Origin of the sequence: Streptomyces sp. NPDC048644 (assembly GCF_043199105.1) — a bacterium.
Taxonomy (GTDB): Bacteria; Actinomycetota; Actinomycetes; order Streptomycetales; family Streptomycetaceae; genus Streptomyces.
Genome location: NZ_JBICVO010000021.1, coordinates 71,737 through 93,594, shown reverse-complemented (window position 1 = coordinate 93,594; position 21,858 = coordinate 71,737). Strand labels below are relative to the sequence as shown.

Genomic DNA, 21,858 nt, shown 5'->3' with positions numbered 1-21,858 from the left:
GGTCGCCCGATCCGGCGACAAGGGGCCACGTGGTCGTCGATGAACACGTACAGTGCCGCCAGAAGGGCGTCCAGGCTGGTAGTCACACACGAGCCGACGGGCGCCCTTCGCCATGGTCGCGGCCAGCACAAACATCGGACTCATTCATCTAGCGTGACGAAGCCAAGCGTCGTGGACGAGCTGTTCGCCGCCATGGAAAGAATCGGCCAAGTCCATCCCTTTGCCAAGGGCATGGGGATCGCCGCCCCGCAGATCGGCATCGCACGCGCCGCCGCTGTCGTCCAGCCGCCTGGCGACGCCCCGCCGTCATCCTGCTCAACCCGCAATCACCACCCACTCCAACGAGGTGGACGAGCAATACGAGGGCTGCCTGAGCTTCTCGATGTCCGGGGACTCGTCCCCCGCCCGCTGAGGATCATGGTGGAGACCACGGCCCTGACCGGCGAGACCGTGACCACCGTGTACGACCGTGGCCTCGCCCGCCCCATCCACCACGAGATCGACCACCTCGACGGCCTGCTGTACACGGCCCGGATGCGAACCGGAGCTGACCCGATCCCGGTGGAGAAGTACCGGCAGACCGGCCGGGACTGGGTTCACGACGGCGCCTGAGAGGTTGGCCCGGCAAGCCCTCATGCATCCCTGGTGATGAGCCCAATCACGAGAGCAGGAGGCCGATCCAAGTAGGACTCCAAGGGCTCATAAGGAAGTTGCACGCCACGGATACGTTCATACCAGGGAATCGCTCCCGCGTTACATCCCCAACACAGCAGCCCGCGGATGCATTTTCCGCAAGACTCGCCCTTGTTTGGGCAGCACTTGTGGTCGTGGTCAAGGTGAAGGCCGTTCTCATGTTCATGAACTACCGGGCAGAGAGCACACTTGAAGCCCTGGTGCTTGAATAGGCGAAGTATCTCAACAAATGAGCGTTGGTGCTTCGCGGCCCGGAGATCGATTCCTGCACACAGTCTGCATTGGCTTCGCGGGAGCCCACGCTGGCCATCGAAGAGGAAGTCACTTAAAGGCAGTTCCTGCTGACAGCACGTGCACCAGTACATACCTCGTGCGACAAGGGCCGTTGCGTCTTTCGTCCGAGTCTTGAGGACCAGAGGTTTGAGCGGGTCCTCCCGCTCCTTCATCAGCGTGTGTGACCTGCACAGTAGGCCAGCCCGCTCGGCCTCCTGGACGCACTCCGGACCCACGCACATTTCTTCCTGACGCACCGGAGGCCGAAGAACCGTGAATGGCCGCCCACCCTTTCGCTGGCCGTCGTGTGTCCGACAGAGTCCGGAGGAATACACTCGATGTTGGCACCCTGGGATAGCGCTGCACGCTGCATCCGGTTGCACGAGCCACGAGTACAGCGGTCGAAGCCCCCCGTACCTTTTCTTCTGTTGGTAGTGGGCGCTACAGAGCCCTTTAGCTTGATGAGGGCGATCACATCCCTCGAAGCCGCATACTCTGCCTTGTGCTGCAGGGATCAGTGGTGTTAGTTCTTTGCCATCACGCTGCTGTTGGTAGTGCCCCTTACATAATCCCCGTGCCAGGTGCGGCCGGTCACATCCGTCAAGGTCGCATGGTTTCGGCCCAAGCTGTCGCAGAGCTGTCAGTTCCTGGCCGCGCCGACGCTGTTGGTAGTGCCCTTGGCAGTATGTCCCCCGGCTTGCCTCGCGGTCACAGCCATCAAACGAGCACAGCTTCTTCTTCTGACTCACGACGGCACCGTAAGCGGGACCACTGACACTCATCGCGAGTGCCGTAAGGATGGGCCGGCATGACCGGACGGCCAGGACGCCGGCAGGGTCGCCCTCAGTCAGCGATTGTTGGGGCTCAGCAGCGTGGCGGCCGCGGCGACGAAGGCCACGGACGCTTCCTTGGTCGCATGCCGCCGGGCGTCGAGCTCGGTGCGGCCGGTGGCCTTGCGCAGCGCGTACGTGGCATCTGCGGCCTGCTGGGCGGGGCCAGCCAGCTCGGGGGCCAGGACCTGAAGGCGGACGTGGGGCGCGGTGATCGCAGCCCGGGTGTCGTGGGACCTCGTCTGGGCCTCCAGCTGATGCTCGGTGCCTGCCTCGGCCAGGGCCAGACGCTCTCGATGGAACATCGCCGAGCGGTGCGCGTCCAGGGCGGCCGCGAAGTCGGTGACGGCGCCGAGCTGGTCCTGGCGGTGGCTGTCGGCGCGCTGCTCGGCGCGTTCAGTGCGTGCCGAACGATGCTGGAGGAGTCCGGCGGTCAGAGCACCGGCGAGGGTACCGAGTACGGCAACAATCGAAGGCCATATGGACATCAGGTGCTGGGTCCTCTCGAGTAGTCGGTTTCGGTGAGCACGTGATCACTTGCTCCGAGCCGACCCGCACACGAGACGGCCGGAAACAAGTACCGACGCGCTTCCAGAACTGAGCAACACGGTTCTTGTCGCTGAAGGACGTTCCCAGCGTTAACCAACAAACGATGCTGGCTTTCGGTGATGAATCCAGGTTGTGACCCCTCGGAGGGTCGATGAGGACCTCGGCCGGATCTGGGGCAGCACCCTCTTCTGGACGTTGTGACCCCTCGGAGGGTCGATGAGGACCCCACGGTAAAGCAGCAGCTCGGGGCGTATGCGCTGTCGGTGTCACGGGGGTGTTTTTCAGCAGACCTCCGGTGGTGCAGTGGGGCCCGGTGTGTTGCTGACGTCATGCTGCCGCCTACCGGTGTGTCTGGGCCCTGAGGTGGGGCACCGCCCCGCCTAGTCTCCCAATTTTGGGAGACCCAAGCACCCACCGCCCTGGCGAGGGCCGGCAAGCGGCCGAAACCGAAGCCGATGAGAACCACCACTCCCCTGCGCTGGCCGACCACAGCCCAGCAGTACCGCCCTGCCCCTCATAGGGGCGATGGGTACCGGGCCGGCCCACCTCATCGATTAGCTCGGCAAGCTGTCGGTGTCGCCGTCGGACTCGGGGGTGACCTCGACGACAAGAAGGGCCTCTGGTCGGGCAGGAGTGCGCCGGCGCCTTGGCGGTCGCGGTGGGGACGACGGTGCTGTTACCCGGGCTCGGGCTTGGTGAATGCTTGTCGGCTGTGCACGAGCAGTTCACGCACCGCGGGGCTGTGCGTGTTCTTCCAGATCAGGGCGAGCAGGGCGGGTGTTTCGACGTCGTCGATGGTGCGGGCGATGATTCGGCCGCGATAGCCCGCGGCCATCGAGTCGCTGAGGACGGCGACGCCGAGTCCGCGGGCGGCAAGGTCGGCAATGGCATCCGCGGCGCTGGCTTGCAACGCGATCACGGGTTGGAGGCTCTGTGCGGCGCAGGCACGGTCGAATACTCTGCGCAGGCCGGTGCCGGGCGGCATGCACACGATCGGGTGGGCGACCAGGTCGCGCAGAGCGACCCGCCGCTGTTTCGCCAAAGGGTGCCCGGCCGGAACGGCTACGACGAGCCGCTCACGAATGATCGTCAGCGCCTCCAGCCCGTCAGGGGTGGCAGTTGCGGTCCCGATGAGAGCCAGGTCAATGGTGCCCGCACGCACCCCCTCGACGAGCCGGTCAGAGTTGTCCTCCAACAGTGAGATCTCCACCCCGGGATGCGCCCGGTGGAACACGGAGAGCGCGTCAAACAAAGGCGTGAGGGTGCAGCCAATGACCATCCCGACCGTGAGCCGACCCCGGATCAGGTCGGTCACCTCACTCACCGCCTGGCCAACCGCCCCAGCCGCGGCGAGCACCGCGCGGGCGTGTTCGAGCGCAGCCTTTCCCGCAACGGTGAGGGTGGCGGTGCGCGCCGACCGGTCAAACAGCTCGGCACCGAGTTCACGTTCCAGCTGGCGGATCTGAGCGCTGACGCCGGACTGGCTGATGTGCACCCGCTCGGCCGCCCGGGTGAAGTTCTGCTCTTCAGCGACCGCGACGAAGTATTCCAGCTGCCTCAGTTCCATGACTGAGAATTCTAGCTTCCAGAAGAATCATCTGTTGGACTTCTGATCATCGGGCGATCACGCTAGGAAGCACCGAAACCCGACGTCAGGAGGAACCCATGCCGGAATACGAGAAGGCCATGCGCCCCGAAGACATCACCCGCTTGTTCGTTGAACGATCCAACGCCGGTGACGCGGCCGGGGTCGCCGCACTCTACGAAGAGGATGCAGTGATTGCCTACCCGCCCGGGGACCGGACAGTGGGCCGGGAGGCGATCCGTGCGCTATGGGAAAAGGTGCTGGCCAACCGTCCCCGTTTCGAGCCGGAGCAACCACTGCCGACGCTGGTCAGCGGCGACATCGCCCTCACCTCGACCCCGCCGAAGGACGGGGCCGGCGCCCGGGCGCAGGTTGTCCGGCGCCAGCCTGACGGAAGCTGGTTGCGCCTGCTCGACCAGCCCGAGTTCATTTCGCCCACCCGCTAAAACCCGTCCACCCTCCCCGTGGACGAGCCGTTCCATGAGACCACCCGGACGAGCTACAGAAAAGGTCTCCATCTCGCCGTCACGGATATGTAGTCGACGAGTTGTCGCAGTTCAGAGCCAGTTCACGAGCTCCTGCAGTCGGTAAAGGCGAAGAGGACCCGAGACCTGGCCCAGATCACCCTCCAGCCCCTGTCGGGACCATCCCCGCGGGTACGGGGAGCAGCCCGAACGGCTACGCGGCGCACTGCTCGGCGCGGGACCATCCCCGCGCCCGCGGGGATGGCCGTTTACCGCCAGGTACCAAGTAGGTACCATGCGGGTATGCCGTCCTTGAACATCACCTACACCGACGACGAACTGGAGGCCGTGCGCGCGCAGGCTGCGGCTGAGGGCAAGTCCCTCAAGCAGTACGTGCACGACCTGTCGGTCCGCGAGCAGCAGCGCACCGCCTTCGTCTCCTTCGCCCGGTCCTGGAGCGAGGGGCACCAGGCAGAGTTCGACGAGGCGTTCCCCGACGAAGCACCCCCGCCTGCTTCCCGGGGTGCTGCGGCCGCCTGATGATCCTGCACATTGATGTCGCCTGGCTTTTGGACGTTCAGGAGCAGGCCGTGCCCGAAGACGTCTCGGTCGCCGACTACTCTGCCCTCGTAGCCGCGGTCGCACGCCACAAGACTCGGCTGCCACGCCCCTCGACCAGTGAGCCGGACGCGGCCTGGCGCGCAGCCGCCCTCCTGCACACCCTGGTCCGCCTCGAGCCGCTCCCCCACCGCAACAGTCTCTTCGCCGCCACGGTCGCCGCCGCCTACATGCACGCCAGCAACGAAAGCATCGACCCACCCTACGGCGCACTCGTAGAACTCGTACGGACAATCCAGTCCCACAAAGCCGACGTTTACCAAACCGCCCACCACATACGCCACTGGCGCATCTGACCACCGACCACGCAAAGGGGATATCACCCCCACGACACTGCCGCGGGCACCCCTAGTGCACGCGACGATGGACCTCGCACAGGAGGACACCGTCAAGGCCCGCAAGTACGCTCCCGCACCCTCGAGTGGCCGGCGACCGCACCTCTGCCTCTCATCCATCAGGGGTCACATATCACCCCTTATTATCCCTATGTCGGAGTCAGTGAAACTGTCCGGGAACGGCGCATCACCGGGATAGAGTCGCAGGTCAGAGAGTCTGCTCCCCGCACACGCGGGGATGGTCCCTCCGAGCCTGGTGGGCGGAGTACGAGGAGGCGCTGCTCCCCGCACACGCGGGGATGGTCCCCGCTCGATGCTCGTGATGGAAGTCGACGACATCTGCTCCCCGCGCCCGCGGGGATGGTCCCCTCCACCGGAAGATCGTCCGCCACGCGGCGTTCTGCTCCCCGCACACGCGGGGATGGTCCCCGGCAGGCGCACCCCGTCACCGGGTCGCGGGTCTGCTCCCCGCACACGCGGGGATGGTCCCGACGCGAGCTGATCTGCACAAAGGGCCGGGCCCTGCTCCCCGCACACGCGGGGATGGTCCTCCGCCGCACACCACGATCGCCCCCGTCTCCGCGGGCGGCGCCGTCGCTGCTCCCCGCACACGCGGGGATGGTCCTCCGCCACCGACCGCCGCAACCGCCGCGCCGCCCTGCTCCCCGCACACGCGGGGATGGTCCCGCGGCAGGATGTGGGCATGAGGGGACGCATTCCTGCTCCCCGCACACGCGGGGATGGTCCCAACCACGAGCAGGAAAGACTGCGCATAGGGGCCTGCTCCCCGCACGCGCGGGATGGTCCTCACCATCTGGAGCCTGGGCGGCTTCCGTCGCCTGCGGATCCGCTGGGAGATCCGCGGTGACATCCACGACGCATTCCTCAAGCTCGCCTGCTGGTCATCACCTACCGACACGTCCAAATATGTCCGTTAGCTCCTCTAAGGCGTCCGGCAGCCGGAACTCGCCACCCAACTGCGGTCGGTCTCGGCGAACTGGTGAGGCCCCAGAGGCTGTGTCCTGCCCTGGCGGGGCAGCTCCGGGGCCTTCGTGACCGGGCGGGGTCCTTCAGGGACGGCCGAGGGCACGGACGGACCAGCCGGCCTCCCGCCAGGTACCCAGGGTGAGGGTGCCGCGGCCGTCGATGACCTGAGCGGACGCGGCCCGGTGGACGAGACGGTGAGGGGCGATGCGAGCGAACTCGGCCCATTCGGTCAGGTGCAGCAGCAGGTCGGCGTCTTCGACGGCGGCGATCGGGTCGTCGATGTAGTCGAGTTCGGGGTGGAGCTTGCGGGCGTTGTCGAGGGCTTTGGGGTCGGTGACGGTGACGGTTGCGCCGAGCTCTTGGAGTTTCTGGGCGACGGCGAGGGCGGGTGAGTCGCGGATGTCGTCGGTCTCGGGTTTGAAGGCGGCGCCCCAGACGGTGATCCGCTTGCCCCGCAGGTCGGTGCCGAGTGCTTCGCGGGTGAGGTCGATGATGCGCTGGCGCCGGCGGGTGTTGACGGCGTCGGCTTCGCGGAGGATGCCGACGGCCTGGTCGGCGTCGAGTTGGTCGGCGCGGGTGGTGAAGCCGCGGAGGTCCTTGGGGAGGCAGCCGCCGCCGAAGCCGAGGCCGGGCCGCATGCCGCGGCGGCCGATGCGGGTGTCGTGGCCGAGGATGTCGGCGAGTTCGGCGACGTTGGCGCCGGACTTCTCGCAGACCTCTGCCATCGCGTTGATGAAGGAGATCTTGGTGGCGAGGAAGGAGTTCGCGGCGCCCTTGGCGAGCTCGGCGGTGGCCCAGTCGGTGACGATCGTCGGCGTCCCCGCTTCGATGATCTCCGCGAACGCCTGCCGCAGTACGCGCTCAGCCCAGGAGTGTTCGGTGTTGAAGCCGAGGACGAGCCGGTTGGGCCGGAGGGTGTCGTCGACCGCGAAGGACTCGCGCAGGAACTCGGGGTTCCAGGCGACCTCGACGAGGTCCCCGGCGGGGGCGTGGTCGCGGAGGAGTTCGGCGACGCGGGGTGCGGTGCCGACGGGAACGGTCGACTTCACCGCGACGACGGCCGGGCGGGTCAGGCCGGGGGCGAGCTTGCGGGCGGCGTCGAAGAGGTGGGTCAGGTCGTAGGCGTTGGTGCCGGGCTGTTGTGGGGTGCCGACGCCGATGAAGTGGAGGTCGGCGAACTCGGCGGCCTCGGCATAGGACGCGGTGAACTTCAGCTGTCCCGATGCGGTGTGTTTGGCGAGGAGTTCGTCCAGGCCACGCTCGAAGAACGGGGCCTTGCCGGAGTTGAGGGTGTGGACCTTGTCGATGTCCAAGTCCATGCCTAGGACCTCGTGGCCTAGTTCGGCCATGCAGGCCGCGTGGGTGGCGCCGAGGTAGCCGCATCCGATGACGGTCATCTTCATGAGCGGGTGTCCCTTCAGGTGGGGCCGCCGGCTGCGGCCCCACCTGCCCCGCCCGGGAGGGCGGGGTGGTCAGGCGGGCCGGGCGGCCAGGTAGCGGTGGATCCCGTCCCGGATGAACGGCGGGATCGTGAGGATGTCGAGGTGCTCGGGGGCGAAGAACTGGAGCTTGACGCCCTCGCTGAGCGGGAGTTGCCTCTCGTCGCCGTCCCAGGTGGCGGAGAAGAAGGTGATGACCTGCCCGGAACCGTGCTCGTCGCGGATCTCGAACAACTCGGTCAGGTCCCCGGCGGCGAGGCCGGCTTCTTCGTCGAGTTCGCGGACGATCGCCGCAGCCGGGCTTTCGCCGGGGTCGCAGCCGCCGCCGAGCAGGCTCCAGTGGGCGGGCCAGGCTATGTGGGGCAGGTCGTCGCGGAGATGGAGGAGGAGGTCGCCGCGGCGGTTGGTGATGATGGCGACGGCTCCGCGGGCGGTGGCCGGCTCCTCGGCCGTGGTGGTGTCGGAGTGCATTCCGGCACGCTAGTGGGGCAGTTGAGGGTCATGCGGCGGCCTGGATCGTCTGGTTCGAGACCCAGGCGGCTGTCATGAGGGCCTGCATGCGGGTGCGGTGGAACCGGCTGCCGGGCTTCCCCCCTTCGAGAAGGGGGCAGAAGGCGGCGGGGGCGTCGGCGAGGGCGGTGTTGATCTGGGCGTCGGTCCAGGCGGCGAGGTCGCCGTTGAGCCAGGCGGGGACGGGGGAGGCGAAGCCGAGCTTGTCCCGGCTGGACCAGACCTCGCGGGGCAGGCCAAGGGCCTTCGCCGCGTCCCGCAGGATCCGTTTGCCCTGGGCCGGGTCGGTGATCTTGTGCTCGGCCGGCAGGCGGTAGGACAGCTCGACCAGGTCCCGGGCGAGGTAGGGGGACCGGCGCTCCAGCGCGCAGGCGGAGGCGAGTTTGTCGCTGGTCATCACCAGCGGGCGCCAGGCCGTGGCCAGGTCCGCCAGCGTCAGGGAGCGGGCCAGGTCGCCGCCGCCCCTGGCCATCGCTTCGGCGACCAGGTCGCTTATCCGTCCGTCCGGGTCAGGGCCGCGCAGGACAAGGCGGGTGACCACTTCCGCCGGACTGAGGGCCTCCCCTGCGGTGTGCATCAGCTTGGTGGCCAGGGGCCGGTAGGCCTCCAGCCCGGCGTGCAGGACAGCGGCGGGGCCGAAGAGGGCCAGGGCATGGCGGATGTAGCCCATCAGGAACTCATCCGGCCCCAAGCCGCCGACCACGACGCGAAGGCCCAGGTCTGCGATCTTCCGGTAGGCCATGTGCTCGGAGAAGGTGGACGCGTTGCCCATGGGGTAGTCCAGGGCCCGCATCATGGGCGGCAGGGCGGTGGTGAAGTCGACGTGGTCCGGCTCGACCACCACCAGTTCGGCCCGGATGTCCCGGGCGATCACCGCCGCGGTGGAGGACCCGTCCAGCCGGTCCTGGCCCCGGTAGCGGACGGTGACGCAGACCGGCGGCCGCATCAGGTAGGCCAGCACCGCCGAGTCCAGCCCGCCGGACAGCAGCAGGACGAAGTCGCAGGCCGGTGACCTGAGCGGGACCTCCTCGGCCAGGACCGTCGAGTACCTCGCCAAAGCTTCGCGGTAGGTGCCGGTGAACGGCGCCCGCTCCTCCAGGTGCCACCAGGTCCTCTGGTCGATCGAGCCGCTGGTGATGTCGAAGACCAGCAACGTCGCCGGGGCCAGCAGCTGGACGCCCTGGAACGGGGTGTCCACCCCGACGGGAGTCTCGATCGCGGTGGCCTCCGGCCGTAAGACCAGCGGGGCCGGCCCGTAGCCGGTCAGGGTGGTCACCTCGGAGGCGAACGCGAGCCGGCCGCCGTCCAGACGCCAGTAGAGCGGCTTCTCGCCGAGGCGGTCCCGGGCCAGGAACAGCTTGGCGACGCGCGGGTCATAGACGGCGGCGGCGAACATGCCGTCCAGCCCGTCCAGGCAGCTGGGGCCGATCTTGGCCCAGGCCCGCAGCAGGAAATGGGCATCCGACTCCCTCTCACCGACCTCGATCCCCCAAGCCGCCGCCTGCTGGCGCCAGTTGTAGATCTCCCCGTTGAAGGCCAGCAGCATCCCCGTGGCCCCATGCAGGTAGGGGCCCGGCATCGCGTGCGGGTCAACGACCAGCAGCGTGTTCATGGCCAGCACCGCCCGCCCGTCCTTCGCGACGGCGTGCAGGGTGCCGTCCGGGCCGCGGTAGTGCTGATGGCGGCCCATGGCCGCGATGGTGGACCGGTGCCGGACGGCGTCGCCTCCGGCCAGTCCTGCGATTCCGCACATCTGGTTCACCCCCGAGCGTGAAGTCGTGGTGCCTGGCGGCGGCCCCCGCCGGAAGCCTTCCTGACATCCCGGCAGCGGCCAGGCCCTCATCACACCCGCCGGGCCCCATGTCGGGGAGGGCTCGCAGGGGGGCTCACAACTCGCAAACGCGGTTCACCGCAAGGCCGCGGGGCATACCCTCGGTGACCCAACACGCGGGCATCGCGTACGACATTCCGTGCCCCGGCGAAGGACAACTCTTCGTGCTCAAAGGCGGGTTCGTCCGCGTGATGCCCACAATCTGGTCAAGGGGGCAGGTCGTGGCGTCGACCGTCCGTCGCAGCCGTCCGCCCAACACGGACCTGGCCCGGCTCATCGAAGCCAGCGGCGCGAGCCACAAGTCCCTGGCCCTGCGCGTCAACCAGCTCGCGCGGACCGCAGGCCTGGAGACGGACTACTCGCACACTTCCGTCGCGAACTGGTGCCGGCGGGGCATGACACCGAAGTGGCCGGTGCCCCAGCTGATCGCGCAGGCCCTCGCCGAACGGCTCGGCCGCCCCGTGGCACTTGGTGAGATCGCGATGGGCGAGGCCGAGACACCGGACGCCGGTATGGGGTTGGATTTCCCGCGGGACCGTGCCCATGCGGTCCGAGTGGCCACCTCGTTCTGGAGCTCCGTGAACCGCCGCGACTTCCTGACCGGATCCGGCTTCGCCGTGTCCGCGTTCACCACCCCCGTGACCCGCTGGCTGGTCGCCCCCGCCGACGATGCCGCCGACCACACCGGCGGCAAGGGAGTCGGCCGGGCCGACCTGGAAGAACTCCGGGACGCCGCCGACGAGGCCAGACGATGGGACTCCAAATACGGCGGCGGAAACTGGAAAGCCAACTCCGTCACCACCTGCCTGCAAGAACGCGCCGCCCCGCTGCTGCAAGGCACCTTCTCCGACCACGTCGGCCGCCAGCTGTTCTCCGTGACCGCCGAACTGTCCAGGCTGGCCGGGTGGACCGCGTTCGACGTCGGCCAGCACGAAGCCGCCCAACGGCACTTCATCCAGGCCCTCCGCCTCGCCCGAGCCGGCCAAGACGTGCAGCTGGGCTGCTACGTCCTGACCACGATGGCCATGCAATCGCTGATGCGGGGCTTCGCCAGCGAGGCGATCGACATGGCCCAGGGCGCCTTCGAACGCGCCAAGGGACACGCCGCCCCGAGGGTGCTGGCGTTCACCAAGCTCATCGAGGCCCGCGCCCATGCCCGCGACCGGGCCGCCAGAGCCGCCTCACGAGCCCTCGCGACCTCCGAGACCCTCCTGGGCCAAGCGGACGCCGACAGCGGCTCGGAGCCCGCCTGGATCGACTTCTACCACCATGCCCGCCTGTCCGCGGACGCCACGGAGGTCTTCCGGGACCTGAAAATCCCCAAAGCCGTCCTGGGCTGGGACCAGCAGGCCGCTGCTATGCAGCCAGGCGTGTTCACCCGCTCGGTCGGCATGCGCCTTGCGATCGTGGGGACCGCCCACCTCCAGGCCCGCGACCTCGACCACGGACTGCAGCTGGGGCACCGCTCCGTCGACATCCTCGCCCGCGTCCAGTCCTCCCGGGCCAAGGACTACGTCCACGAGTTCAACACCGCCCTCGGCCCCTGGCGACGCGAGCCCGCCGTCCGCGACTTCATCCACCGCACCCGCACTGAACTCGGCATCGCCGCCTGAGCATGTCTTGCTGTGGTTCCCCTTCTCAAGGGGAACCACAGCCGAACGTACCCAGTCACGTGCCGCATTTCCCCCGGCGCACCGTCGGCCGGGGACGGACCCGCTCCCCGCACACGCGGGGATGGCCCCAGGACGCCTCCCGCGATGTGCGGGAGGGGTGGCTGCTCCCCGCGCCCGCAGAGAGGGCTCGCATCCCGTCCCCTGCTGGAGCCGACCCCCGCCTGCGGGGCCGTCGGTCGCACCGCTCTTCCTCGCGTTCACTGGAGACCACGCCATGCCCCTTATAACCACCTATGCCGGAGTCAGTGAAACTGTCCGGGAACGGCGCATCACCGGGATAGAGTCGCAGGTCAGAGAGTCTGCTCCCCGCGCCCGCGGGGATGGTCCCTGCCCTGACTGCCTGGCAGGTGAACAGTGACCCTGCTCCCCGCGCCCGCGGGGATGGTCCCTCCAACCATTGAAGTTCAATGGCACTCTGTCACTGCTCCCCGCGCCCGCGGGGATGGTCCCCTCGGTGAGCGGAGCTACGGATACGACGTGAGCTGCTCCCCGCGCCCGCGGGGATGGTCCCGATAAGTTCTTCGACGCCATCCCTAGCTTCCACTGCTCCCCGCGCCCGCGGGGATGGTCCCCAGCGGAGCAGGCGGGGCGAGATGTAGAGGGCCTGCTCCCCGCGCCCGCGGGGATGCCCCTATCCGATCCTTCGCACCCCGTACCCGCGTCCTCGGCAGCGAGAACGGGCTACGCCTGCTCCGTGCCACCGGGGAGATCCGCTTTCCGTGCGTCATCAAGCCCGCCGGCGGCGCGGGCTCCGCCGGCGTCACTGTCGTCACCGACCCCGACCATGCGGCCGACGCCTGGCGGGCGGCGGCCCGCTCCTCGCGCGGCATGTACGGCCTGCCGCGCGAGGAGCGCGTCCTGGTTCAGGACTACGCCGAGGGCACCGAGTACAGCGTCGAATCGATCACGCAGCACGGGACGACCACGCATCTGTGCGCCACCCGGAAGACCGTCACCCCGGACGCCCACCGGGTCGAAGTCGGTCACAGCCTGCCCGCCGCCCTGCCGCCGGGCGCCGAACGGGCCGTGCACCACGAGGTGGAGCGGGTGATCGCCGCAGTGGGCATCCGCAACGGCGCCTCGCACACCGAGGTGATCGTCACAGGTGAAGGCCGCTGCAGCGTCATCGAGATCGGCGCCCGTCTCGGTGCCGGGTACATCGGCGTCCTCCTGGCACGCGCTGGGAATCGACCCGTGGACGGCCCTCCTGAACACCGCCCTCGGCCGCGCCGCCCACCTCACCCCGGCCCTCCGCGCGTGCGCGAGCGTTCGGTTCCTGACCAGCCCGCGCACCGGCCGCCTTACCGCGGTGACCGGCCTGCCCAAGGAGGGCCCCGGGGTGCCCCCCCGTCCATCTGCGCACGGCCGTCGGGCAGACCGTAGGGCCGGCGCAGGCCAACCGCGGGCGCCTGGGCCACTTCATCGTCACCGGCTCTGATCCCGTCGCCGTCGAGCGTCGGGCCGAGCAGGTACTCGCCGGGATCACCGTCGTGGTCGACTCCGACGCCCCGGCGCGTCGCACCGGATCGCCCGCGCCCGGGCCGGGCCCGGAAGGGGAGGCAACCCATGCACCGTGAACCGAGCACCCCTCGCATCGGGCGAGAGGGGCCTCCGGCGATCCTGCCGGGCGCGTTCGACGAGCTGTTCCACGGCGAAGCCCGCACCGGAGGCTTCAGCCTGGTGGCCCAGGTCGTCGATCCGGCACTGCCGCCCGAGGCCGAACCGTTCTCCTTCCTCTGCGCCGATCTGCTGCACCACATCGCCGCCGAACTGGCACTGAAGGAGGGCGAGACACTGGCCGATCTCGGATGCGGACGCGGCGGCCCCGGCCTGTGGCTGGCCCGCGCGGCACACGCCGACTGGTCGGCGTCGACTTCTCGCCGGTCGCGGTCGCCCAGGCCCGGCAACGGGCCGTCGCCTACACGATGAAAGGCACGGCGCACTTCGTGGTGAACGACCTGACCGCCACCGGGATTGCCCCCGCGAGTGTGGCGGCGGCCGTCTCCATCGACGCTCTCCAGTACGCCGGCGACCGCGCCGCGGCGGCGATCGAGGCCCGCCGGATTCTCCGCCCGGGAGGACGTCTCGTGGTCACCGGCTGGCACCCGCTCAGCCCCGGCGACCCACAACTGCCCGAGCGGCACCGCCACACCGACTGGCCCGCGGTACTGCGTGCCGCCGGGTTCACCGCCGTGCAGTGCCACGCCCGTCCAGCCTGGAGCCACACCTACAAGTCCATCTACCGCGTCGCGCTCCAGCTCGGCGACCCGGGCCCGGACACCGCACTCGCCGGGCTGCGAAGCGAAGCCCGCCGGCGCCTGCCCACTGCCCACCTCCTGCGCAGGGTCGCCGTCACCGCCGTATCTGGCTGAACCCTCCACCGACCCGGCGCACAAGCCGTGTGAGAACGTCAGCTCAGGTCGGCCAGAACGGCGGCCACGGCGTCGTAGGTGTTCTTCACCCCGGCGGCATTGCCCAGCCGGTGGCGCTCCAGGCGGACGGCGCCGAGGTGCCGGACCTCGTAGACCAGCGAACGCCATACCACGGCGGGAGATCGGTCCCGCTTCCCGTAGGTCTCCCAGAACGCCACGCGCTCGTCCTGCTTCGCCAGCGCCATGCGGATCGTCCAGTCCGCGGCCGGGTCACCCCACCAGGCACGGTCCATGTCGAGCACCCCGGTGATCGTAGGCTCCTCGGCCTCGGCGTCGAGCATCACGTTGACCGTCCACAGGTCCCCGGTCAGCAGCCTCGGTTCGGTGACCTCGTTGAGCACGGCACGCTCGTGCGCGGCCACCGCGGCGACCTTCCGTACATCGGCCGCGTCCAGGCCGGCCCCGTCCAGGTCCGCTGCGATCTCCTCCAGCGACGTGATCACCGCCTCGCTCCACGTCCCGTGCCCCGGGCTGCCGACGGGCCCGAAGTGCGGGCCCCGCATGTCGTGCACGGAGCGGGCGACGGTGCCCATCTGCCGGAAGAACGCCGGCCACGCCGTGCGCGGGTACGTCCCCAGCTGCTCCGGAGCCGGGACGCCGTCCAGGTGGGTCTGAATCATCCAGTCCCGGCCGATCACCTGGTGCGACCAGTCCGCGACAAGGACCCGCGGCATCAACGGCGCAATCACCACCAGCCAGGGCTGGCTCGCGTACTCGTTCCGCATCAGGTGGCGCTCACTGCGGAACTGGCGGGCCTCTTCCGGCGCGACCCGCAAGATCACCGACCGGTCCCGCCCGGCCAGGCTCACGCGGCGCTGTTGTACATGCCCGTGCCCAGCTCGACAGCGGACACCGGCATGGCGGCGTCCCCAAAGGCCCGTCGGCAGACCTTCCCGATCTCCTCCGCGGTCAGTGACTGCTGGAGCGCCCCCGAGGCGCGCTCAACCGGCTGAAAGTCCATGCCGCTCAGGATGGCCCGCTCGACGGCCGTTCGTCACATCCACCGCGTGCAGCGGTACGGCGGAAATAAGTCCGCCCCGGATGTTGTGACCCCTCGAAGGGGCGATGAGGACGGCGGCTCGGGGGGCGGACGTCATGTCAGTACCACTTGTTGTGACCCCTCGTAGGGGCGATGAGGACCCCGGACGACGGCGGCACCGGCTGGTCGGGGCCGTACTCAGGTCCGCTCCGCGCACGCGGAGATGCCCCCGCCCGAGGCGTGCAGATGGCAGCCGAGGCGGCTGCACCCCTGTGGACGAATCCGCCCGCATATGCGCCTTTCCCGCGACCTGACTTTCCCTGGACTCGGGGAGGGAAAAGCCACGGCTCGATGCGAGATCGACGTCACTGTTGTGATGGTGGCTGATGGCTAAGGGCTCGAATTGGCCAACTTGAGTTCCGTCGACTCCGTACCGGCGTTGTGCGGGTAGCGGGCGCCAGGCCGAGCCGCCGCGTCCTGGCCCGTCTACGCCCAGCAGTTGAGCCCGCGAAGGGCACCTTGATGCCAGCCAGTGCTGGTGAGCGGCGTTTGCATACGGGTGTGAACCGCTTCTAGATTCCGTCCCTCGTGCCGCGTACGGGGCTGATGCGGTGTTGACCGTGTGTGAGGGGTTTTTCATGGCTGGGTCCGGCAAGATCCTGGACATCAAGACGGAGGATGTGCAGGCGGCGGCGCCGGTCTTCGCGGCGCAGAGCCGGGACCTGGACGAGGCGCTGCGGAAGCTGAAGTCTTCGCTGGACTCTTTGGGTTCGCCGTGGGGGAATGACGATTCGGGCAAGCAGTTTCATGCTGCCTATGCGCCGAAGCGTACCGATATCGAGAAGGCCGTGGGCGTCTTGGTGCGGGGCCTGTCGTCCATTCATGCCGGGCTCAAGGATATGGCGGACGGTCATATCGACAATGAGGATTTGACGAAGGGGATGTTCACGAAGGCCGGTGGGGGCGCCTGAGATGGGTGCGGGGGAAAAGGCCAAGGAGATCGTCCAGGATCTGACGGGTTTGCATTTCCCGGAGGGGGATGAGGGCGATCTGCGGCACGCGGCTGCCGCGTGGAGGACGTTTGCGGATGCGGTGGGAGACGTCACCGCGAAGGCGAACAAGTCGGCTTGGGAGGTCATCGACGGTAACCGCGGTGATGCGGTCGACGCCTTCGATGCGTTCTGGCGCCGCTACCACGCAGGCGGCAAGGGCGGTCTGGACGATGTGGCCGACGCCGCCCACAGCATGGCCAAGGCGCTGGACAAGTATGCGGACCAGGTCGCCGAGGCCAAGAAGAAGATCGAGCACGAGCTGGAGATCGCCGGGGCGGTGCTGGTGGTGGGGGCAGCGCTGGCGCTGTTCACCGGTGGGGTCAGCGAGGCGGCAGCGGCCGGGGCTACCGAGGTGATTCTGGCCACCGCGGAGAGCGCCGGAGTTGCGCTGTCCACCACCGTCGCTGAGGTGGCCGGGACGACCCTGGCCACCGCGGCGATGGGTGGCATCGAGGGCATCACGGTGGATCTGTTCGTGGCCCAGCCCACGCGCATGGCGTTGGGCGACCAGAAGCACTTCCGTCTGGGCGAGATCCAGCAGGCCGGTGCGGCCGGGGTACTGCTGGGTGGCGCCTTGGGTGCGGCCGGCCGGTCGGCCAAGGCCCTGGGCGAGGCCGGCGGCGCAGGCGCGCTGCGGGACGTCAGGGTTCCCCGGCTGGAGCTGGCCGGCGTCGGCCGCGCCTCGCTGTCCCGTGTCCCCGACGGTCTGCGGAACTTCGGCCGGGACGTCAAGTGCCGGGTGCTGAAGAAGGACCCGGTGGACGTCGCTACCGGGTCGGTGGTCCTGCCGCGGACCAACACGGTCCTGCCCGGTGCGTTGCCGCTTGCCTTCACCCGCAGTTTCGAGTCCTCGTACCGGGCTGGACACTGGTTCGGCCCCGCCTGGGCCTCCACCGCCGACGAACGCCTGGAGATCGACAAGACGGGCGTGGTCCACATCGGTGCGGACGGCACCCTGCGCGCCTACTCGCACCCGGAGCTGGGTGGTGCGGGTGTGCAGTGCGGCCAGGGGCCGCGCCGGGTACTGCGGCGCACCGAGGCGGGCGACTTCGAACTCACCGACCCGGCCACCGGCCTGACGCGTGTCTTTGCCGAACACGCCCCGGGTCTTGCTCTGTTGGAGGAGATCGAAGATCGTAACGGAGGGCGGATCACCTTCGCCTATGACGAGACCGGCGCCCCGACCGAGATAGCCCACAGCGGTGGCTACCGTCTCCACATCACCACCCACGCCCACCGCATCACCGCACTGCGCCTGGCCGGTGCCGCCGACGACGGCGGTGACCAACTGCTGGCCGCCTACGACTACGACGCCGACGGTCACCTCGCCGCGGTCACTACCCCCGCCTCCGAGACGCCACTGCGCTTCGAGAACGACGAGCAGGGCCGGATCACCGCCTGGATCGACACCAACGGCTCCCGCTTCGACTACACCTACGACGACCGCGACCGCTGCACCGCCCAGTCCGGCTCAGCCGGCCACCTCAGCTCTACTTTCGTCTACGACCGTGATCCGGATACCGGGCTGCATCGCACCCGGCTGACGGACTCGCTCGGTCACACCAGTACCTACCTGGCCAACACGCACCTTCAAGTCGTCGCCGAGGCCGACCCGCTGGGCCACACCACCCGTACGGAGTGGGACCGCTTCGACCGGATCACGGCGACCACCGATCCCCTGGGCCGCACGACCCGTTACACCTACGACGAGGCGGGCAACCTCACCCAGATCGCCCTCCCCGACGGCACCACCGGCGAGGCCACCTACAACGACCTCAACCTCCCGACCCAGGTCACCGAGCCGGGCGGCACCCGCTGGCAGCACGCCTACGACGAGGCCGGAAACCTGGTGGCCACCACAGACCCGGCCGGCGCCCGAATCCACTATGCCTACAACACGTTGGGGCACCTGACCGCAGCCACCGACGCCGCGGGCCACACCCGTTACATCACCAACGACCAGGCCGGGCTGCCGACCACGGTCACCGACCCACTGGGCCAGGCCACCACCGTCGACCGCGACGCCTTCGGCCGCATCACCCGCATCACCGATCCGATGGGCCACACCACCCGCCTGGGCTGGACGCCGGCCGGCAAACCCGCCTGGCGCGAGGCCGCCGACGGCGCGCGGGAGACCTGGGCCTGGGACGGCGAGGGCAACCTCACCTCCCACACGGATCCGGCAGGCAACACCACCCACCACACCTACGGCCACTTCGACCTGCCCGTCACCCGCACCGACCCCGACGGAACCGCCTACGCCTTCGCCTACGACTCCGAACTCCGCCTCACCCAAGTCACCAGCCCTCAGGGCCTGGCCTGGACTTACACCTACGACGGGGCCGGACGCCTCAGCGCCGAGACGGACTTCAACGACCGCACCCTCCGCTACACCCGCAACGCGGCCGGCCGGCTCACCTCCCGCACCAACGGCGCCGGCCAGACCCTCACCTTCACCCACGACGCACTGGGCCGTACGACCTCCACCACCGCAGATGACGGTGCGCAGACCACCTACGTCTATGCACACTCCGGCCAGCTCATACGCGCCACCAACAGCGACGCCGATCTCTCCTGGCAGCACGACCCTCTCGGCCACGTCCTGGCAGAGACGGTCAATGGCCTCACCATCACCTACGGTTACGACCCTCTCGGCCGTCGCACCAGCCGCACCACCCCCACCGGCCTCGTCTCCCAATGGACGTACGACGCGGCGGGCCAACCCACCGCCCTGGCGACCGGCTGTCAAACCCTCACCTTCGCCTACGACGCCGCGGGCCGGGAAACCGAGCGCCACCTGGGCCAGACCACCCGTCTGTCCCAGACCTGGGATCCCGCCGACCGTCTCACCGGCCAGTCCCTCACCCACCACCGAACACCCGGCGAGGACCTGCTCCTCCAGCACCGCACCTACGCCTACCGCGCCGACGGCCACCTCACCGAAGTCCACGAACTCACCAACGGCACCCGCCGCTTCGACCTCGACCGCTCAGGCCGCGTCACCGGCGTCCGTGCCCACGGCTGGACCGAGACGTACGCGTACGACACCGCAGGCAACCTCACCCACGCCACCATTCCCACCCGTACCGAAGACGCTGATCGCGAATTCACCGGCACCCTCCTGCGCCGCGCGGGCCGCACCACCTACGAACACGACGCCCAGGGCCGGCTGACCCGCAAGACCCGCCATCTCCTCAACGGCCAGACCCTCGCCTGGACCTACGCCTGGAACGCCGAGGACCGCCTCACCCAGGCCACCACCCCCGGCGGCGCCGCCTGGCGCTACGCCTACGACCCACTCGGCCGCCGCACCGCCAAGCACCTCCTCGCCGACGACGGCACCGTCTCCGCCTCCGTCGCCTTCACCTGGGACGGCACCCGCCTGGCCGAACAGACCACCCCAGACGGGCAGATCACCACCTGGGACTACACCCCCGGAACGTACCGCCCTCTCACCCAGACCACCCGCCGCACCCCGGCCGGCGCCCCCAGCTTCCACGCCGTGATCACCGACGTGACCGGCACCCCCACCGAACTGGTCACTCCCGACGGCCGGATCGCCTGGCAGCACCGCATGACGCTCTGGGGCGCTCCTCTCTCCCCGGCCAAGAGTCCGGACGCTGTCGACTGTCCCCTCCGGTTTCCCGGCCAGTACGCCGACTCCGAAACCGGCCTGCACTACAACTACTTCCGTCACTACGACCCCGAGACCGCCCGCTACGTCAGTCCCGACCCCCTCGGTCTCATCCCGGCCCCCAACCATCACGCCTACGTCGACAACCCCACGGCCGGCTTCGACCCGCTCGGTCTCGCCGCCTGCACGGACAAGGGCGGCTGGTACGGAGCGCTCCAGCCGGCACGGGCCGGCAACGAGATCAACCACGTTCCCGCCAAATCGGCGTACAAGCACCTCACCGACCCCCGGCTCACCGAACACATGGGCCCGGCCATCCGGATGGACCGAGCCGATCACCGAGAAGTGATGAGCACCGGCAGCAGCCGGGAGGCCAAGACCTGGCAGGCCCAGCAGCGCTCCCTCATCGACCAGGGCAAGATCGACGAGGCCATCAAGATGGATATCAACGACATCCGAGCACGCTTCGGCAGCAAGTACGACCAGCACATCCAAGATATGGTCCAAAGTCTGCCGGACAACAAGGGGTTCCAGAACCTGCTCAACGAACACGGCTGGACCATCAACTACGACCTATTGAAGTAAGGCACGACCATGGACTTCGTCATCGACCCGCCGAACGGCGTCTCCCCGCTCCAGATCGGCATGACGTACGACCAGGCCCTGGAAGCGATCTCCGCCTGGGGGTCGCCGAGTGTGTCCGGGCCGTACGCTCACACGTCCACGGTGAAGCTCAAGGTGGATCACCAGAGCATGGACATCGTCGCTCACCTCGAAGACGGCAAGACCGTGACGGCCATCGAGCTGTGGCGCTTCGAGAACGACGTCCCGGATGTTCGGGTCCTCCTCGACAACGTCGACATCTTCCGCACCCCGGCAAAGGAAGTGCTGCGCCAGCAGTCAGAACGAGGCCGGACCGTAGATGACTCCGACCCCGAAAGCCCGGAAATCCCGAACGTCACCTTGGCCTTCACCCGCGAAACCGGCCAGGAAGTCCCCCGCGAATCTGACGGCCTTCCCCTGTACTTCACATCGGTCCTGGTCGCAGGAACCGACTACCTCTAAATCCGTGGTCTCCCTATTCACGGCGCCTCTCCCACCGTCGAGCCAGATCAGGCAATTTGCATAGGGCGACTGTGTCTCGCTGTCGCACCGCCGGCACCCTACGGCCAACGCGAAGCGTCTTCTGGGGAAGCCAAAAAGGCTGCCCGGCCGCTCCCCTTGGCGTCCGGCTGCAAAGAGCTGATGGAGATACACCGCGAGGCCGACGACGTCATCGCCACCCTCACCCAGGCCGCCCGCGCCGCCGGCCGGGCGGTCGACGTCATGAGCGGCGACAAGGACTTCATCCAGCTCCTGGACGACCCGGCCGTGCGGATGCTGAACACCGGCGTGAAGGACGAACGCCGCTACACCACCGCCGCGCACATCCCGCCCCGCTACGGCGTCACCCCCCGGCAGTGGCCGGACTACCGGGCCCTGACCGGCGACCCCGCCGACAACATCACCGGCGTGCGGGGCATCGGCCCCAAAACCGCCGCCCGGCTCCTCGCCGGCCACCGCAGCCTGGAGTCCGTCCCCGCCACCGAACTGCGCCCGGCCTGGGCCCAGCAGTGGCAGCGCGCGCGGCAGTGGCGCGAGATGATCAGACTCGACCGCAAAGTTGACTTGCCCGAAAGCCTCCTCACAGCCGCTCCGGCTGCACCGCTCCCCGCGGCCCCGACGGTCCTCGAAGCGCTGGACCTGTGGTGAGCCGCGCGAACGTCGCCGTCTGGGACTTCGACGGCACCCTCGGCCACCGCCGCCACGGCACCCGGGCCGAATGCCTCCTGGAAATCCTCGACGTCCAGCAACCCGACCACACCTGGGCCTTCCCGCAGATCTTCAAAGCGCTCGCCAGCGGTTCCCGTGGCATGAACCCCGCCTGCCCCACCCCCACCTCAACACGCCGGACGCATGGTGGGACCACGTCAC

Annotated in this window: 22 protein-coding genes and 1 CRISPR repeat array; of the genes, 14 read left to right on the top strand and 8 right to left on the bottom strand. The window is 68.9% G+C overall.

Annotated elements, in window-relative coordinates; translation table 11 throughout:
• The first annotated feature begins 39 nt into the window (after positions 1 to 39).
• Entirely contained in the window at positions 40 to 612 is a 573-nt protein-coding gene (locus ACGFNI_RS32675; RefSeq protein ID WP_393688880.1) for a peptide deformylase, read from the top strand.
• Between the two features lie 20 nt (positions 613 to 632).
• On the opposite strand, the gene ACGFNI_RS32670 is transcribed toward ACGFNI_RS32675, so the two are convergent.
• The 3 genes from ACGFNI_RS32670 to ACGFNI_RS32660 all read right to left on the bottom strand — a co-directional run bounded on the left by ACGFNI_RS32670 (position 633) and on the right by ACGFNI_RS32660 (position 3,912).
• On the bottom strand, positions 633 to 1,058 hold the full coding sequence (locus tag ACGFNI_RS32670) for an endonuclease domain-containing protein (protein ID WP_393688878.1): 426 nt from the start codon (positions 1,056 to 1,058) through the stop codon (positions 633 to 635).
• A gap of 755 nt (positions 1,059 to 1,813) precedes the next feature.
• Positions 1,814 to 2,284, bottom strand: coding sequence for a protein kilB (locus tag ACGFNI_RS32665; protein WP_393688869.1), 471 nt, complete (start codon positions 2,282 to 2,284; stop codon positions 1,814 to 1,816).
• Positions 2,285 to 3,021: 737 nt separating this feature from the next.
• Positions 3,022 to 3,912, bottom strand: a complete 891-nt coding sequence (locus ACGFNI_RS32660) for a LysR family transcriptional regulator (RefSeq protein WP_393688867.1) — start codon at positions 3,910 to 3,912, stop codon at positions 3,022 to 3,024.
• Positions 3,913 to 4,010: 98 nt separating this feature from the next.
• Here ACGFNI_RS32660 and ACGFNI_RS32655 point away from each other — a divergent pair, with 98 nt between their 5' ends.
• The 4 genes from ACGFNI_RS32655 to ACGFNI_RS32640 all read left to right on the top strand — a co-directional run bounded on the left by ACGFNI_RS32655 (position 4,011) and on the right by ACGFNI_RS32640 (position 6,285).
• On the top strand, positions 4,011 to 4,376 hold the full coding sequence (locus ACGFNI_RS32655; RefSeq protein ID WP_393688865.1) for a YybH family protein: 366 nt from the start codon (positions 4,011 to 4,013) through the stop codon (positions 4,374 to 4,376).
• Positions 4,377 to 4,697: 321 nt separating this feature from the next.
• The gene (locus ACGFNI_RS32650) at positions 4,698 to 4,934 is read left to right on the top strand and encodes a hypothetical protein (RefSeq protein WP_393688863.1); all 237 of its coding nucleotides are present in this window, start codon (positions 4,698 to 4,700) and stop codon (positions 4,932 to 4,934) included.
• Positions 4,934 to 5,308, top strand: coding sequence for a toxin Doc (locus tag ACGFNI_RS32645; RefSeq protein WP_393688861.1), 375 nt, complete (start codon positions 4,934 to 4,936; stop codon positions 5,306 to 5,308). Before ACGFNI_RS32650 ends, ACGFNI_RS32645 begins: the two co-directional genes overlap by 1 nt.
• A gap of 839 nt (positions 5,309 to 6,147) precedes the next feature.
• Positions 6,148 to 6,285: a hypothetical protein gene (locus ACGFNI_RS32640; RefSeq protein ID WP_393688859.1), complete on the top strand. Its 138-nt coding sequence runs from the start codon at positions 6,148 to 6,150 to the stop codon at positions 6,283 to 6,285.
• A gap of 132 nt (positions 6,286 to 6,417) precedes the next feature.
• Here the strand turns inward: ACGFNI_RS32640 and ACGFNI_RS32635 are convergent, their stop codons facing one another.
• The 3 genes from ACGFNI_RS32635 to ACGFNI_RS32625 form a co-directional block, all read right to left on the bottom strand.
• Positions 6,418 to 7,737: a UDP-glucose dehydrogenase family protein gene (locus ACGFNI_RS32635; protein ID WP_393688857.1), complete on the bottom strand. Its 1,320-nt coding sequence runs from the start codon at positions 7,735 to 7,737 to the stop codon at positions 6,418 to 6,420.
• 69 nt (positions 7,738 to 7,806) lie between these two features.
• Entirely contained in the window at positions 7,807 to 8,244 is a 438-nt protein-coding gene (locus ACGFNI_RS32630) for an NUDIX domain-containing protein (protein WP_393688855.1), read from the bottom strand.
• Between the two features lie 28 nt (positions 8,245 to 8,272).
• A complete protein-coding gene (locus ACGFNI_RS32625; RefSeq protein WP_393688853.1) occupies positions 8,273 to 10,036 on the bottom strand; it encodes an asparagine synthetase B family protein in 1,764 nt (587 codons plus the stop codon).
• A gap of 299 nt (positions 10,037 to 10,335) precedes the next feature.
• Here ACGFNI_RS32625 and ACGFNI_RS32620 point away from each other — a divergent pair, with 299 nt between their 5' ends.
• The 5 genes from ACGFNI_RS32620 (at position 10,336) to ACGFNI_RS32600 (ending at position 14,159) form a co-directional block, all read left to right on the top strand.
• The gene (locus ACGFNI_RS32620; RefSeq protein WP_393688851.1) at positions 10,336 to 11,727 is read left to right on the top strand and encodes a sporulation protein; all 1,392 of its coding nucleotides are present in this window, start codon (positions 10,336 to 10,338) and stop codon (positions 11,725 to 11,727) included.
• A gap of 359 nt (positions 11,728 to 12,086) precedes the next feature.
• Positions 12,087 to 12,420: a CRISPR direct-repeat array (repeat unit 29 nt; unit sequence CTGCTCCCCGCGCCCGCGGGGATGGTCCC).
• Positions 12,421 to 13,170, top strand: a complete 750-nt coding sequence (locus ACGFNI_RS32615) for an acetyl-CoA carboxylase biotin carboxylase subunit family protein (RefSeq protein WP_393688876.1) — start codon at positions 12,421 to 12,423, stop codon at positions 13,168 to 13,170.
• Positions 13,143 to 13,364 carry a hypothetical protein gene (locus ACGFNI_RS32610; RefSeq protein WP_393688874.1) on the top strand — a complete coding sequence of 74 codons (222 nt, stop codon included), beginning with the start codon at positions 13,143 to 13,145 and terminating at the stop codon, positions 13,362 to 13,364. Before ACGFNI_RS32615 ends, ACGFNI_RS32610 begins: the two co-directional genes overlap by 28 nt.
• A complete protein-coding gene (locus ACGFNI_RS32605) occupies positions 13,354 to 13,716 on the top strand; it encodes an SAM-dependent methyltransferase (protein ID WP_393688849.1) in 363 nt (120 codons plus the stop codon). The genes ACGFNI_RS32610 and ACGFNI_RS32605 overlap by 11 nt, the downstream gene beginning before the upstream one ends.
• On the top strand, positions 13,620 to 14,159 hold the full coding sequence (locus ACGFNI_RS32600) for a methyltransferase domain-containing protein (protein ID WP_393688847.1): 540 nt from the start codon (positions 13,620 to 13,622) through the stop codon (positions 14,157 to 14,159). The genes ACGFNI_RS32605 and ACGFNI_RS32600 overlap by 97 nt, the downstream gene beginning before the upstream one ends.
• Positions 14,160 to 14,197: 38 nt before the next feature.
• On the opposite strand, the gene ACGFNI_RS32595 is transcribed toward ACGFNI_RS32600, so the two are convergent.
• Together ACGFNI_RS32595 and ACGFNI_RS32590 are read right to left on the bottom strand one after the other, a co-directional pair.
• Positions 14,198 to 15,028 carry a phosphotransferase family protein gene (locus tag ACGFNI_RS32595; protein WP_393688845.1) on the bottom strand — a complete coding sequence of 277 codons (831 nt, stop codon included), beginning with the start codon at positions 15,026 to 15,028 and terminating at the stop codon, positions 14,198 to 14,200.
• Positions 15,025 to 15,180 (bottom strand): hypothetical protein, encoded by a 156-nt coding sequence (locus tag ACGFNI_RS32590; RefSeq protein ID WP_393688843.1) that lies wholly within the window; start codon positions 15,178 to 15,180, stop codon positions 15,025 to 15,027. The genes ACGFNI_RS32595 and ACGFNI_RS32590 overlap by 4 nt, the downstream gene beginning before the upstream one ends.
• A 656-nt stretch (positions 15,181 to 15,836) precedes the next feature.
• On the opposite strand from ACGFNI_RS32590, the gene ACGFNI_RS32585 reads away from it, so the two are divergent.
• The 4 genes from ACGFNI_RS32585 (at position 15,837) to ACGFNI_RS32570 (ending at position 21,636) form a co-directional block, all read left to right on the top strand.
• Positions 15,837 to 16,169 carry a WXG100 family type VII secretion target gene (locus ACGFNI_RS32585; protein ID WP_393688842.1) on the top strand — a complete coding sequence of 111 codons (333 nt, stop codon included), beginning with the start codon at positions 15,837 to 15,839 and terminating at the stop codon, positions 16,167 to 16,169.
• Between the two features lies 1 nt (position 16,170).
• Positions 16,171 to 20,469 carry a DUF6531 domain-containing protein gene (locus tag ACGFNI_RS32580; RefSeq protein ID WP_393688840.1) on the top strand — a complete coding sequence of 1,433 codons (4,299 nt, stop codon included), beginning with the start codon at positions 16,171 to 16,173 and terminating at the stop codon, positions 20,467 to 20,469.
• Between the two features lie 9 nt (positions 20,470 to 20,478).
• Entirely contained in the window at positions 20,479 to 20,949 is a 471-nt protein-coding gene (locus ACGFNI_RS32575; protein WP_393688838.1) for a hypothetical protein, read from the top strand.
• Positions 20,950 to 21,129: 180 nt separating this feature from the next.
• The gene (locus ACGFNI_RS32570; protein WP_393688836.1) at positions 21,130 to 21,636 is read left to right on the top strand and encodes a 5'-3' exonuclease H3TH domain-containing protein; all 507 of its coding nucleotides are present in this window, start codon (positions 21,130 to 21,132) and stop codon (positions 21,634 to 21,636) included.
• Positions 21,637 to 21,858: the final 222 nt, after the last annotated feature.